A 13,085-nucleotide genomic window follows, 5' to 3' on the forward strand; every position below is an offset into this window, starting at 1 on the left:
CCTCGCCCGCGTTCGCGCGATCTGCATGGCTTACCCGGAGGCCGCCGAGAAACTCTCGCACGGCTCGCCCGCCTTCTTCATCGAGAAGGGCAAGGTCTACGCCTATGTCTGGCACAACCATCACAATGACGGGCACACCGCGGTGATGGTGAAGACGAGCGGTCGCGAAGAGCAGGCGATGCTCGTCGAGATGGACCCCGATTTCTACCACGTCCCGCCCTATCTCGGCCCGTCGGGCTGGATCGGGATGGAACTGAACGGCGACGCCACCGACTGGGACCGGATCGAGGATCGCATAGCGATCAGCTGGGAAATGGTCGCGCCACGGCGCTTGCTGGAGGCCGGTGGACGATGAGCGAGGACAGCAGGATCGAGGTCGCCGCGACCGAAGCCGTCGCCAAGGCCGAAGCCGCCGCGACGCGCCGCCGTTGGATCAATCTGGGCGAGTTCGTCGCCGTCGCCGGGCTGATCATCGCCGCGGTCGGCCTATGGCTGACGTATCACGATCGTCAGGCCGACGAGGCCGACAAGCAGGCGGAGAAGAAAGCGGAGGCGAGCGAGCGCGCGACGTATGTCGTCAAGAGCTCGATGCGCGGCAACGACGTGGTGATCACGCCCGACGACCGCCACGCGCTCGGCGACATCGCGGTGACGTTCCCGACCGCGCTCGGCGTGTCGTCGCAGACCAGCCCGACCCAGACGATTCCGGCAAGCTGGTTCAAGAGCGCGCTGCTCAAGGCGACCGATGGCGGGGCGGACGATCAGGAGGGCAAGCTGCCCGTTCTGCTCACCGTGAATTACATGGACGACGATCAGCAGCGATCGACCACCGGCGTGTACGACATCGTGTGGCGGACCAAGGGCGGCGGGCTGATCGGCGGACGGTCGTTGAAGGTCGTCGGCATGCGCCTGCACGAACGCGGCGGCTCGCAGAAGCGTATCGATACGCTGTGGGCGATGAAAGCCAAGCAGTAACTCAAAACCCGTCATGCCGGACTTGATCCGGCATCCCGCTTCTTTTTCTATGGCCAAAAAGCGGGACCCCGGCTCAAGGCCGGGGTGACGGAGGAAGAATGGACCGGGTTTTCCGGCCCACGAAATCAGCCGACGATTTCTTCGGGCTTGAAGAAATACGCGATCTCGATCGCGGCATTCTCGTCCGAGTCCGACCCGTGCACGGTGTTCGCCTCGATCGATTCGGCCAGTTCCTTGCGGATCGTGCCGGGCTCGGCGTTCGCCGGGTTGGTCGCGCCCATGATGTCACGGTTGCGCTGCATGGCGTTCTCGCCCTCGAGCACCTGGACCACGACCGGGCCCGAGATCATGAAATCGACCAGCTCGCCGAAGAACGGACGTTCACGGTGGACCGCATAGAAGCCCTCCGCCTGGTCGCGGGTCATGTGGATGCGCTTCGACGCGACGACGCGGAGACCCGCTTCCTCCAGCATCTTGGTGACCGCACCGGTGATGTTGCGGCGGGTGGCATCGGGCTTGATGATCGAAAACGTGCGTGTGGCGGCCATGGCGGTCGCTCGCTCCTCTTTGTTGCAGGCTGTGGAAAACTGCGCGCCCTCTAGTCGTGGCAGGCTGACGGCGCAACCCTAAGCCGCCTGCTCCCACTTGCCCGCATCATCCTGTTTCCAATAGCGGCGCTCGACTCCGTCGCGATCCGCCAGCACCTTCCACGCGGCGCGCGCTTCCTGGATCCGGTCGCCATCGAAGAAATGGAACGCGCGTTCAAAGTCCAACGCCGCATCGCGCCATTCGCCGTCGATCAAGGCAATGTTGGCGGCTTCGTTGGCCGGGGCGACATCGGCGGCGATCAGCACCGGCTGGCTAGCGTCGTCATCGCCGCCCGCCTGGCCATGCGGCAGGAAACTTTCGGGCGAATAGCTCCACAGCAGCCGGTCGATCGCCCCGCGCTGCCCCTCGTCGCCGCTGACGATCAGCAACCGCCCACCGCCCGCCACGATCCGCTGCGCGATGCTGGGCAGCGCGCGTTCGAGCGGGGTGGCGGTCAGATGGTAGAAATCGACCTGCATCGGCACCTTGGCATCAGCCTTCGAAATTGTCCGCGACGAAGCGATCGAGCAGGCGCACGCCGTATCCTGTCGCGCCCTTGTCGTAGGTCGTGCCCGCCTTGTCGGCCCAGACCATCCCGGCAATGTCGAGATGCGCCCACTTCACCCCGGCATCGACGAAGCGACCGATGAACTGCGCCGCGGTGATCGACCCGGCCCCGCGCGGACCGACATTCTTCATGTCGGCGATCGGGCTGTCGATCAGCTTGTTATAGGTATCCGACAACGGGAAACGCCACAGGAGATCACCCGTTGCCTTTCCGGCCGCGAGCAATTGGTCGGCGAGGCCGTCGTCGTTCGCAAACAGTCCGCCATGCTCATTGCCGAGCGCGATGATCATCGCACCAGTCAGCGTCGCGAGATCGACGATGGTCTTCGGGCGGTGGGTCTGCTGCACCCAGGTCACGCAGTCGCACAGCACCAGCCGCCCTTCGGCGTCGGTGTTGAGCACTTCGATCGTCTGGCCAGACATGCTGGTCAGGATATCGCCGGGACGGATCGCATTGCCGTCGGGCATGTTTTCGACCAAGCCGCACACGCCGATCACGTTGGCCTTCGCCTTGCGCGTCGCGAGCGCTTTCATCGCGCCGACCACCGCGCCCGCGCCGCCCATGTCCCACTTCATGTCTTCCATGCCGGCGCCGGGTTTCAAGCTGATGCCGCCGGTATCGAACGTGACCCCCTTGCCGACCAGCGCGAGGTCGGGATCGCCCTTCCCCTTCCCGCTCCACTTGAGCGCGAGCAGCCGGCCTTCCTTCGCCGATCCCTGCGCGACACCCAATAGCGCGCCCATGCCGAGGTCGCCCATTTCCTTCGGGCCGAGTACGGTGATCTCGAGGTCGAGACCCTCGACCGACGCCTTCACGCGATCGACGAAGCTGGCCGGATAGACGATGTTGGGCGGTTCGGACACGAGCGTACGGGTCAGGTCGAGACCGGCGGTCACCGCATCCTGGTTCTTCCAGACCCCGTCGATCCCCTCCGGGGCGCCCGCGATCGTCACCGCGGCGAGTTGCGGCTTCTGCTTTTCGGGCAGCTTCGTACGGTAAGTATCGATCCGCCAGCCGCGCTGCGCGATCGCGCCGGCAAAACGCGAGGTTGCGGCAGGCGTCGGCTTGGCGCCCGACAGATCGACGGCGACATTCTTGGCATTGGTCAGCAAGCGCACGGTGACCGCGCCGCCGGCCTTCTCCCAATCCGCGTCAGAGTTATCGCCCACGCCGACCAGCAGCGTGCGCTGAACCGTATCGCCATCGCCGACGAACGTCTCGACCACGCCCCCCGCTTCGCCCTCGAACTTGGCGGCGGCAGCCGCGGCGGCGAGCGTCGTTTTGGCCTTGTGCGTACCGATCGCCGCGTCGAGCGCGCCCTTGGCGACGGGCAGGATCAGCGCGTCGGTGGTGGACGGAACCGGGGCGAAAACGATCTTCATGGTAAGGCAAACCTCAATCAATGTGCGCTAATCGGCGCTGGACGCATCCCTCTAGGCCGCTATTGCCGCACAGGCAAAGCGCCGATTGCGGTTGAGCGACGGCGATGCGATACGGTTGACAGGCCACGCCGGATCAGGACGGACGTGGCCGCGAAAAGGGTGTTTGGTGAACTTCACGCGTTCCGTTTTCCTGACCGGCTCGGCGATGCTGTTCGCGCTCGGCGCCACTGGTTCGGCGAGCGCGCAGGACCTGCAGGATCGCGAGGCGACGCCCCCGCCCCCGATCGGCACCGCGCCGCCGACCGATCCCGACCAGGTGCAATTCTCTTCGGGTACGCTCGAATACGACCAGGACACCGATATCGTCACCGCGACCGGCGACGTGCGGATGTACCGTCAGGGCAACAAGCTGCGCGCCGATCAGGTCGTCTGGAACCGCAAGACGGGCAAGGTCATCGCGACCGGTAACATCGCGGTCACCAATCCGCAGGGCGACGTCGCCTATGGCGACAAGATCGACCTGACCGACTCGCTGAAGGACGGCATCGTCGACAACATGCTGGTCGTCCTCCAGCAGGGCGGGCGGCTGGCGGCGGTCAAGGGCATCCGCGACGAGGACGGCGTGGTGACCTTGCGCACCGCGGCCTACACCCCCTGCGCGGTGACCGATTCGGGCGGCTGTCCGAAAAATCCTTCGTGGAAGATTACGGCGGTAAAGGTCGTCTATCGCCCCGATCGCGAGCGCATCTATTACACCGGTGCGCGCTTCCATCTGTTCGGCTTCGCGACGATCCCGCTGCCCAAGCTGTCCAACCCGGTTGGCGATGCCGCCGACAGCGGCATCCTCAGCCCCGATATCCGCTATAGCCGCACCAACGGGTTCGAAGTCGCGGTGCCGTATTATTTTCGCCTCGCGCCCAATCGCGGGCTGACGGTGACACCACATGTCTACAGCAGTGTCGCCCCGATGGCGCAGGCGCAGTACGAGACGCTGACGACGAAAGGCGCCTACAAGATTTCGGCCTATGCGACGGTGTCGCCGAAAACCGATTTCCTGTCGGTCACGCCGAACGCGACCAAGAGCGCGTTTCGCGGGTATATCGATGCCATCGCCCGGTTCCAGCTCGATCCCAATTGGTCGATATCGGGGTCGCTACGGATCACCACCGACCGCACCTTCCTGCGCCGTTACGACATTTCCAGCGACGACCGGCTGCGGTCGACGGTCAGCGTCGAACGGATCGACCTCAACAGCTATCTGGGGATTACCGGCTGGGCGACGCAGACCTTGCGGCTCGGCGATCGCCAGGGGTTGCAGCCCGTCGCGCTGCCCGAGATCGATTATCGCCGCCGGATCGACGACGTCCTGGGCGGTCGCGTCGCGCTCCAGCTCAACACGCTCGGGATCACGCGGACCGCCGGCCAGGACACGCAGCGCGCGTTCGCCAGCGCGCGCTGGGACTTGCGGCGGCTCACGCCCTGGGGCCAGGAAGTTACGCTCACCGCCTATGCGCGCGGCGACGTCTACAATGCCGACGACGTGCTGGCGACGACCGTTCCCAGCTATCGCGGGCGGAGCGGCATCCATACGCGCGGCATCGCGGCGCTCGCGCTCGACGTGAAATGGCCCTTGGTCGGCGCGTTCATGGGCGGCACCCAGCGCGTTACGCCCCGTTTCCAGATCGTCGCCTCGCCGCCCGCCGGTAATCTGTCGGTGCCGAACGAGGATGCGCGCGCGGTCGATCTCGAAGATTCCAACCTCTTCGCGCTCAACCGCTTCCCCGGCTACGACCGTTGGGAGGATTCGACGCGCTTCACGATCGGCGTCGATTACGCGCTCGACCTGCCCGGCGTCGCAATCAACGCGACGATCGGCGAGAGCTACCGCCTGTCGAGCAAGCCGACAATCTTCCCCGACGGCACCGGCCTGACGGATCGCTGGTCGGACATCGTCGGCCGGACCGAAGTCCGCGTCCGCGACTTCGTGTCGTTCGTCCACCGCTACCGGCTCGACAAGGACAATCTGGCGATCCGCCGCAACGAAATCGACGCGACGATCGGATCGAAGAAGACCTACATCCTGCTCGGTTATTTGCGGTTGAACCGTAACATCGCGCCGACGCTGGAGGATTTGCGCGATCGCGAGGAAGCCCGGGTGGGCGGCCGCGTGGCGTTCGCGAAATTCTGGTCGGTGTTCGGCTCCGCCACGATCGACCTGACGGACCGCGCAGAGGATCCTACCTCATTGGCCGATGGGTTCGACCCCGTGCGCCATCGCCTGGGCGTGCAGTACGAAGACGACTGTCTGCGTCTCGGCCTGACCTGGCGGCGCGACTATCAGACCACCGGCGACGCCAGGCGCGGCAACAGCTTCCTGTTGACGCTGGCCTTCAAGAACTTGGGTCGCTAAGCAACCGTTCATCCGATAGTGGGCAAGCGCGCGGGGATTTTCGGATGTTCCTCGCGTGTTCATGGGGTGTTTGACTAAGTGACAATTCTTTCGACGTCGTCGCGTATCGTGCGCGCTCTTGCCGGAACTACCATGCTCGTCGCGGCGGGCGTCACGCTCGCCCAGACGGTGCCTGATGCAACGGTGCCGGACACGGGCCTCAACATCCCGAGCAACTTGCAGATTTTCGGCAAGCTCGACCCCAACGTCCGCAAGCCGACCGCGATCGTCAACGGTACCGTTATTACCGGTACCGACGTCGATCAGCGGATGGCGCTGATCATCACCGCGAACCAGTTCAAGCTGAAACCCGAGGAAGAGGACCAGCTGCGCCTGACCGTGCTGCGCGGGCTGATCGACGAGGCGCTGCAGATCCAGCAGGCCAAGACCGAGGACATCACGATCACCTCGGCCGAGCTCGACCAGGCATTTGCGAAGGTCGCGTCGAACTTCGGCAAGACGCCGGCGGAATTCGGGCCGTATCTCCGCTCGGTCGGATCGTCGACGCGATCGATCCGCCGTCAGATCGAGGGCGAACTGGCGTGGCAGCGGTATCTCCGTCGTCGCGTCGAGCCGGGCATCAACGTCAGCGACGAAGAGGTGAAGAAGGTGCTCGACGCGCTGAACGCGGCGAAGGGCACCCCTGAATTCCATCTGCGCGAAATCTACGTCTCCGCGACCCCGGACCGCTTGGGTGCCGTCGCCGCGTCGCTGCGCCAGGCGATGGACGACATGAAGACCGGCAAGGCGCCGTTCGATTATTATGCCCGCACCATGTCCGAAGCGACCACGTCCAAGGACGGCGGCGAACTCGGCTGGGTCCGCGCCGCCGCGTTGCCGACCGAATTGGCAGCGGCCGCCGCCGAGATGCAGGTGGGCCAGCTGGCCGGGCCGATCGAGGTGCCGGGTGGTTTTTCGATCCTCTATCTGCAGGACAAGCGCACCGTCCTCGGCGCCGACCCGCGCGGCGCTCGGTTGAGCCTGAAGCAAATTAAGGTCGCCTTCCCGGCCGGTACGACGCAGGAACAGACGCAGCAACGCGCCGCGGCGTTCGCCAAGACGCTGCAAAGCATCAGCGGCTGCGGCAGCGTCGCCAAGGCGGCCGCCGATATCGGTGCCGAGGTCGTCGATAACGACCAGCTGACCGTGCGCGACTTGCCGCCGCAATTGCAGGACATGGTGCTGAAGATGCAGGTGGGCCAGGCGACGCCGCCGTTCGGGTCGCCCGGCGAAGGGATCAGTTCGCTCGTGCTGTGCGGCGTGACCGAAGCCACCGCGGGCAATCTGCCGAGCGCAGGCCAGATCCAGGGTCAGATGGAACAGCAGCGCGTCAACCTGCGCGCGGCCAAGATCCTGCGCGACCTGCGTCGCGACGCGATCATCGAATATCGCTGATCGAGGCCTGGACATGACGCTCCCCTCTCCGCTGGCGGTCGCGATGGGCGACCCCGCGGGGATCGGCCCCGAGATTATCGCCAAGGCCTGGGCGCGACGCGCGCAGGAGCAACTCGCGCCGTTCTTCGCGGTGGGTGATAGCCGGGCGATCGCGCGCGTGTGGGACGGCCCGATCGAACGGATCGGCGGCCCGGACCAAGCGGCAGCGGTGTTCGGCGACGCGCTGCCGGTGCTGACCGTCGAATGCGCGAGCGATGTCGATCCCGGTCACCCTACGCTCGAAGGCGCGCGTTGCGCGCTCCACGCCCTCGAGCTTGCTACCGGACTGACCAGCGCCGGCGCCGCTGCAGCATTGGTCACCGGGCCGGTGTCGAAGGCGCAGATGTACCAGATCGGCTTCACGCACCCGGGCCAGACCGAATTCGTGGCGGAGCGCGTCGGCGTCGCCGCGAGCGCGACTGTCATGATGCTGGCGGGGCCGACTCTGCGCGTCGTACCGGTTACGACGCACGTGGCGTTGGCTCGCGTACCCGAATTGCTGACGCCCGCGCTGATAATCGCGAAAGCACGCGTGACCGCGCGGGCGCTAGGCCGCGATTTCGGGATTGCCAGCCCGCGGTTGGCCTTCGCTGGGCTCAACCCCCATGCCGGCGAGCAAGGTGCGATCGGGCGCGAGGAGATCGACGTCATCGTCCCCGCGATCGAGGCGTTGCAAGCCGAAGGCATCGATGCCGTCGGGCCGCTCGCCGCCGACACGATGTTCCATGCGCGCGCACGGGCGACCTACGACGCGGCGATCTGCTGCTATCACGACCAGGCGCTGGTGCCGCTCAAGACGCTGCATTTCGACGAGGGCGTCAACATCACGCTCGGCCTGCCGATCGTCCGCACCTCGCCCGACCACGGTACCGCATTCGGCATCGCCGGGCAGGACCGCGCCGAGCCTGGCGCGATGATCGCCGCGATCCGGCTGGCCGCCGACGCCGCGCGCCGCCGCGCCGACGCGCTCGCCACAGCGTGACGCCCCCCGAACTGCCGCCGCTGCGCGACGTGATCGCGCGGCATGGCCTGTCGGCGTCGAAAGCGTTGGGTCAGAATTTTCTGTTCGATGGGCAATTGCTTGGGCGGATCGCGGCGATTCCCGGCGATCTGGCGGAAGCCGAGGTGCTGGAGGTCGGCCCCGGCCCGGGCGGCCTGACTCGCGCACTTCTCGCTGCCGGCGCGAAAGTCGTCGCGATCGAGCGTGACCGGCGTTGCATGCCACCGCTTGCCGAACTTGCGGCCGCCTATCCCGGTAAGCTCGAGGTGATCGAAGGCGACGCGCTGGAGATCGACGCGCCCGTACTGTTCGCCGGCCGCCCGCACATCGTCGCGAACCTGCCCTACAATGTCGGCACCGCGTTGTTGGTGCGCTGGCTATCGGCCGACTGGCAGCCATGGTGGCAAAGCCTGACGCTGATGTTCCAGCGCGAGGTCGCCGATCGCATCGTCGCCGCGCCGGGCAGCGATGCCTATGGGCGCTTGTCGGTGCTCGCCCAATGGCGATCGACCGCGCGGATCGCGATGAACGTGCATCGCTCGGCGTTCACGCCACCGCCGAAGGTGATGTCGGCGGTGGTCCACATCGTCCCGACCGACCCGCCCGATGGTGTGCGCTTTGCGATCCTCGAACGAGTCACCGCGGCGGCATTCGGCCAGCGGCGCAAGATGCTGCGGCAGAGCCTGAAAAGCGTGGCCGGCGCGATCGAAGCGCTCGACACGGTCGGCATCGACCCGTCCCGGCGCGCGGAAACGCTATCGGTGGCCGAATTCGTCGCGGTGGCGCGCGTGCTTACTTAGCGTCAGGCGCTTCGGGAACCTTGGTCGCCGGCTCTGCGCTCGGCGGCGGACCCTTGGCGATCGTCGCGGTCAGCGACACGGCATCGGGACACGGCTTCTTGCCGCACAGCTGCTTGATCTTCGCGAGGTTTTCGCGCGCCGGACCCATCGCGCCCTTGGCGACCAACGCCTCGCCCTGACCGCGCAACGCGGCGGGATCGTTGGGTTCGATCAGCAACGCCTCGCGATACAGCCGGATCGCCTTGCCCGGCAGCTGCTGACGCTCCGCGACCGCCGCGAGTTCGACGAACGCCGCGCGGTTGCGCGGATCGACCGCCAGCGCGGTTTCGATCAGGTCGGTCGCCTGCTCGAGATTGCCCGCCGCAGCCGCCGCGCGTCCCTGCGCGAGCAACGCCATCGATCGCGGATCGACCGGCGCATCGATCTTCTGCGCGCTCAGCGAGGTCGAAACACTCAGCGCCGCAAAAGCTAGGGCGAGCGCGGCGGGTAACAGGCGCATGATCGTCTCCGGACGGGGCACAATGGCTAGGCGGCTAGCATGGGCGGATGAGGCGCGCGACAAAAAAGCCGTCGGTCGCGTCGTGCAGCGGGGTCAGACGACGGCCGGGGCCGCGCTCGCGACCGAACGGGATCGGCTGTTCGGCGGTCCAATGGGAATGATCGGCCAGGAATCGCACGGCTTGCCCCGCCCCTTCCTCGTCAAGCAGCGAACACACGATATAGACCAGCGCACCGCCGGGTTTGACCAAGGGCGCAGCGACGTCGAGCAATCGTTTCTGGGTCGCAACCAGCCGGTCGATCCGCGCGGGCGTGAGCCGCCAGCGCGCTTCGGGATTGCGTCGCCACGTACCGGTCCCAGAACAAGGCGCATCGATCAGCACGACGTCCGCTCGGCCTGCCCAATCCGCGAGCGCAGCATCCTCTCGATTGGGATCGAGTAGCCGAGTCTCGACGATCGACACACCGGCACGGTCGGCGCGGGGCGCGAGCCGCGACAGGCGCCCCCGGTCGGTATCGGTGGCGAGGATCGCCCCGCGATTGTCCATGGCCGCGGCGAGTGCGAGCGTCTTGCCTCCTGCCCCGGCGCAGAGGTCGATCACCGCCATCCCGGGCTCGGCCTGCGCGGCGAGCGTTACCATCTGGCTGCCCGCGTCCTGCACTTCGATTTGCCCGGCGCGAAAGGCGTCGGTCACTTCGATCGCCGTACCCGACGGTAGGCGGAACGCATCGGGCAGGCCTTCGATCGGTTCCGGGCCGAGATCGCCCAATGCTGCAGGCGGGTCGCGACCCTTCAAGCGATTGACCCGTAAATCGAGCGGAGCACGCGAGACGAGGGCAGCAGCTTCGGCAGGATCGATATCCGAAGCTTTGAAACGCTTGCCGATCCACGCCGGCGCGGTCCCCGCCTTTGCGGCCGGTTCGTCACCGACGATCGGCGCCGGGCCGTGTGCCGATCCGTCGAAGCCGATGGCGATTGTCGCGTCGTCGCGGGCGAGCCCGACCATTGCCGCACGGCCGCTTTCCGGCACCTCGCCCGCGCGCCGGATCGCGGCATAGACCAGTTCGCGCACGGCCCGGCGGTCCTTCGATCCGGCATAACGGCGCTCGGCGAAATAGCGCGCGATCAGCGTGTCCGCTGCCGCCCCGCTCTCGCGTGCGGCGGCGATGATGCGATCGAGCAATTCGATCGCAGCCTGAACGCGGGCCCCCGGCGTCATGCAGCCCGTTGCCGCATCATGTGCAGGCCGAGCAAGAGCCAGCCTGTGCCGGTCACCAGGCTTGCGACCATGCCGCCGTAAACGCCCAGCCCTTTGGTCGCGAAGGCGAGCGGCAAGCCGACGATGATGAGGATCGCGCTCGATCGTGTCTGTCGCGACCCGAGCAAAGATATCGCCAGCAACAGCCAGCCGATGAAGAAGACGCCGATAGCGATGAGCGCGCCGAGTGCGAGCGGCCGGTGCGGATCGGCCATCGCGGCATTGAGCGCGTTCGGTGCGTAGAGCGCGTAGTCGTGGACGGTGAAGGCTTGGCCGTATTCGACCGAAAACAACGTGATCTGACCAACGAGCGCCAGCACGAAGGCGAGCGTCCCGAACGCACCACCGCTACCTGACCGGCTGATCTGAAGCCCCACCAGGCCGAACACCAGCAACAGCGCGACCACCGCCGCGATGCACTGGCGAAGGAAATAGGTCGGCGATGCCGCGACGACCGCAAACGCGCCCTCGGGCAGATGCGGCGACACCAGCACGTTGAGCGCCAGCGTCGTCACCGCCGCCACGCAGAACGCGAGACCCGACCAGCGAACGAACGCGGTCATCGCGTGGGGTAGTTCGGCGCCTCACGCGTGATCGTCACGTCGTGGACATGGCTCTCGCTGAGGCCCGCGCCGGTGATCTGCACGAACTGCGCGCGCGCCTGCAGGTCGGGAATGGTGCGCGATCCGGTATAGCCCATCGCCGCGCGGATGCCGCCGACGAGCTGGTGAATGACGTCCTTGGCCGGCCCCTTGAACGCGACCTGACCCTCGATGCCCTCGGGGACCAGCTTCATCTGGTCCTTGATGTCGCCCTGAAAATAGCGATCCGCCGACCCGCGACCCATCGCGCCGACGCTGCCCATGCCGCGATACGATTTGTACGCGCGGCCCTGGTACAGGAACGTCTCGCCCGGCGCTTCCTCGGTCCCCGCGAGCAGCGAGCCGATCATGCAGGTCGACGCGCCCGCGGCCAATGCCTTCGCCATGTCGCCGGAGGTGCGGATGCCGCCGTCGGCGATCACCGGCACGTTCGATTTGGCCGCTTTCTCGGCGCAATCGATCACCGCCGTCAGCTGCGGCACCCCGACGCCGGCGACGACGCGGGTGGTGCAGATCGATCCTGGACCGATCCCCACCTTGATCCCGTCCGCCCCCGCGCCGATCAGCGCCCTGGCCGCTTCGGCGGTGGCGATGTTGCCGGCGATGACCTGGACCGAATTGCTCAACTTCTTCACCCGCTCCACCGCGCGCGCGACGTCGCGATTGTGGCCATGCGCGGTGTCGATCACAACCAAGTCGACTTCGGCATCGACCAGCGCCTCGGTACGGTCGAACCCCTTGTCGCCGACCGTCGTCGCCGCCGCTACGCGCAGACGTCCGGTCGAATCCTTGGTGGCATCGGGATAATTGACCGCTTTTTCGATGTCCTTGACGGTGATGAGCCCGACGCAGCGATAATCGTCGTCGACCACCAGCAGCTTCTCGATCCGCCGCTGATGCAGCAAAGACCGCGCCTGCTCGTGCCCGACCCCAACCGATGCGGTCGCGAGATTGTCCCGCGTCATTAATTCGCTGACCGGCTGGTTGGGGTTTCCGGCAAAGCGGACGTCGCGGTTTGTTAGGATCCCGACGAGCCGCCCATTCTTCTCGGTCACCGGAATGCCGCTGATACGGTGCCGGGTCATCAGCGCCTGGGCCTCGCCCAGCGTCGCATCGGGCGCGATCGTGATCGGGTTGACGACCATGCCGCTTTCGTAGCGTTTCACCGCGCGCACTGCCGCGACCTGCTCCTCGACCGACAGATTGCGATGGAGCACGCCGATCCCGCCCAGCTGCGCCATGACGATCGCCATGTCGGCTTCGGTCACCGTGTCCATCGCCGACGAAATCACGGGAATCGCGAGAGAAATGTCACGCGTCAGCTGCGTCTGGGTCTGCGCGTCGCTCGGCAGGACTTCGGACTCCGCCGGAACCAGCAGAACGTCGTCAAAAGTCAGGCCAAGCCGGATGTCCATGAGGAAGCGCCAATCTGTCGAATCGAAGGTTGGCGAGCCATGTAATCAAGACGTGTGACGCGCGCCAGTCCGCGCCGCCGGCAACGTCGCATTTCGCTATAACGGCGCCGCGGTT

At 66.5% G+C, this 13,085-nt stretch carries 13 protein-coding genes; 6 read left to right on the top strand and 7 right to left on the bottom strand.

Features of this window, described 5'->3' with window-relative positions; all coding sequences use genetic code 11:
- Positions 1–25: 25 nt before the first annotated feature.
- Positions 26–355: an MmcQ/YjbR family DNA-binding protein gene (locus FPZ24_RS08695; protein ID WP_240047671.1), complete on the top strand. Its 330-nt coding sequence runs from the start codon at positions 26–28 to the stop codon at positions 353–355.
- Entirely contained in the window at positions 352–975 is a 624-nt protein-coding gene (locus FPZ24_RS08700; protein ID WP_146571138.1) for a hypothetical protein, read from the top strand. Before FPZ24_RS08695 ends, FPZ24_RS08700 begins: the two co-directional genes overlap by 4 nt.
- A 125-nt stretch (positions 976–1,100) precedes the next feature.
- Here FPZ24_RS08700 and ndk read toward each other — a convergent pair whose 3' ends face one another.
- The 3 genes from ndk to FPZ24_RS08715 form a co-directional block, all read right to left on the bottom strand.
- On the bottom strand, positions 1,101–1,523 hold the full coding sequence (ndk, locus tag FPZ24_RS08705) for a nucleoside-diphosphate kinase (protein WP_146571140.1): 423 nt from the start codon (positions 1,521–1,523) through the stop codon (positions 1,101–1,103).
- A 78-nt stretch (positions 1,524–1,601) separates the two neighbouring features.
- On the bottom strand, positions 1,602–2,042 hold the full coding sequence (locus FPZ24_RS08710; RefSeq protein ID WP_146574308.1) for a DNA polymerase III subunit chi: 441 nt from the start codon (positions 2,040–2,042) through the stop codon (positions 1,602–1,604).
- 13 nt (positions 2,043–2,055) lie between these two features.
- A complete protein-coding gene (locus FPZ24_RS08715) occupies positions 2,056–3,513 on the bottom strand; it encodes a leucyl aminopeptidase (protein WP_146571143.1) in 1,458 nt (485 codons plus the stop codon).
- Between the two features lie 205 nt (positions 3,514–3,718).
- Between FPZ24_RS08715 and FPZ24_RS08720 the strand changes: the two genes are divergently transcribed.
- The 4 genes from FPZ24_RS08720 (at position 3,719) to rsmA (ending at position 9,196) form a co-directional block, all read left to right on the top strand.
- Complete coding sequence (locus tag FPZ24_RS08720; protein ID WP_146574310.1) at positions 3,719–5,923, top strand: LPS-assembly protein LptD; 2,205 nt, start codon at positions 3,719–3,721, stop codon at positions 5,921–5,923.
- Positions 5,924–6,055: 132 nt separating this feature from the next.
- The gene (locus FPZ24_RS08725; RefSeq protein ID WP_146574312.1) at positions 6,056–7,357 is read left to right on the top strand and encodes a peptidylprolyl isomerase; all 1,302 of its coding nucleotides are present in this window, start codon (positions 6,056–6,058) and stop codon (positions 7,355–7,357) included.
- A 13-nt stretch (positions 7,358–7,370) separates the two neighbouring features.
- Positions 7,371–8,378, top strand: a complete 1,008-nt coding sequence (pdxA, locus tag FPZ24_RS08730; RefSeq protein ID WP_146571145.1) for a 4-hydroxythreonine-4-phosphate dehydrogenase PdxA — start codon at positions 7,371–7,373, stop codon at positions 8,376–8,378.
- A complete protein-coding gene (rsmA, locus tag FPZ24_RS08735) occupies positions 8,375–9,196 on the top strand; it encodes a 16S rRNA (adenine(1518)-N(6)/adenine(1519)-N(6))-dimethyltransferase RsmA (protein ID WP_146571147.1) in 822 nt (273 codons plus the stop codon). Before pdxA ends, rsmA begins: the two co-directional genes overlap by 4 nt.
- On the opposite strand, the gene FPZ24_RS08740 is transcribed toward rsmA, so the two are convergent.
- From FPZ24_RS08740 to guaB, 4 genes are read right to left on the bottom strand one after another with little or no spacing between them, the layout of a single operon-like run.
- Positions 9,189–9,695, bottom strand: coding sequence for a tetratricopeptide repeat protein (locus tag FPZ24_RS08740; RefSeq protein WP_146571149.1), 507 nt, complete (start codon positions 9,693–9,695; stop codon positions 9,189–9,191). The genes rsmA and FPZ24_RS08740 overlap by 8 nt on opposite strands.
- Positions 9,696–9,729: 34 nt before the next feature.
- Positions 9,730–10,914: an RsmB/NOP family class I SAM-dependent RNA methyltransferase gene (locus FPZ24_RS08745; RefSeq protein ID WP_146571151.1), complete on the bottom strand. Its 1,185-nt coding sequence runs from the start codon at positions 10,912–10,914 to the stop codon at positions 9,730–9,732.
- Positions 10,911–11,516 carry a hypothetical protein gene (locus tag FPZ24_RS08750; RefSeq protein ID WP_146571153.1) on the bottom strand — a complete coding sequence of 202 codons (606 nt, stop codon included), beginning with the start codon at positions 11,514–11,516 and terminating at the stop codon, positions 10,911–10,913. The genes FPZ24_RS08745 and FPZ24_RS08750 overlap by 4 nt, the downstream gene beginning before the upstream one ends.
- The gene (gene guaB / locus FPZ24_RS08755; protein ID WP_146571155.1) at positions 11,513–12,970 is read right to left on the bottom strand and encodes an IMP dehydrogenase; all 1,458 of its coding nucleotides are present in this window, start codon (positions 12,968–12,970) and stop codon (positions 11,513–11,515) included. The genes FPZ24_RS08750 and guaB overlap by 4 nt, the downstream gene beginning before the upstream one ends.
- Positions 12,971–13,085: the final 115 nt, after the last annotated feature.

It is taken from the genome of Sphingomonas panacisoli (genome assembly GCF_007859635.1).
Lineage (GTDB): Bacteria > Pseudomonadota > Alphaproteobacteria > Sphingomonadales > Sphingomonadaceae > Sphingomonas > Sphingomonas panacisoli.

Coding starts and splice junctions, on each gene's coding strand:
- FPZ24_RS08695 (WP_240047671.1), top strand. CDS start 26: ATGGCTTACCCGGAGGCCGCCGAGAAACTCTCGCACGGCTCGCCCGCC.
- FPZ24_RS08700 (WP_146571138.1), top strand. CDS start 352: ATGAGCGAGGACAGCAGGATCGAGGTCGCCGCGACCGAAGCCGTCGCC.
- ndk (WP_146571140.1), bottom strand. CDS start 1,523: ATGGCCGCCACACGCACGTTTTCGATCATCAAGCCCGATGCCACCCGC.
- FPZ24_RS08710 (WP_146574308.1), bottom strand. CDS start 2,042: ATGCAGGTCGATTTCTACCATCTGACCGCCACCCCGCTCGAACGCGCG.
- FPZ24_RS08715 (WP_146571143.1), bottom strand. CDS start 3,513: ATGAAGATCGTTTTCGCCCCGGTTCCGTCCACCACCGACGCGCTGATC.
- FPZ24_RS08720 (WP_146574310.1), top strand. CDS start 3,719: ATGCTGTTCGCGCTCGGCGCCACTGGTTCGGCGAGCGCGCAGGACCTG.
- FPZ24_RS08725 (WP_146574312.1), top strand. CDS start 6,056: ATGCTCGTCGCGGCGGGCGTCACGCTCGCCCAGACGGTGCCTGATGCA.
- pdxA (WP_146571145.1), top strand. CDS start 7,371: ATGACGCTCCCCTCTCCGCTGGCGGTCGCGATGGGCGACCCCGCGGGG.
- FPZ24_RS08740 (WP_146571149.1), bottom strand. CDS start 9,695: ATGCGCCTGTTACCCGCCGCGCTCGCCCTAGCTTTTGCGGCGCTGAGT.
- FPZ24_RS08745 (WP_146571151.1), bottom strand. CDS start 10,914: ATGACGCCGGGGGCCCGCGTTCAGGCTGCGATCGAATTGCTCGATCGC.
- FPZ24_RS08750 (WP_146571153.1), bottom strand. CDS start 11,516: ATGACCGCGTTCGTTCGCTGGTCGGGTCTCGCGTTCTGCGTGGCGGCG.
- guaB (WP_146571155.1), bottom strand. CDS start 12,970: ATGGACATCCGGCTTGGCCTGACTTTTGACGACGTTCTGCTGGTTCCG.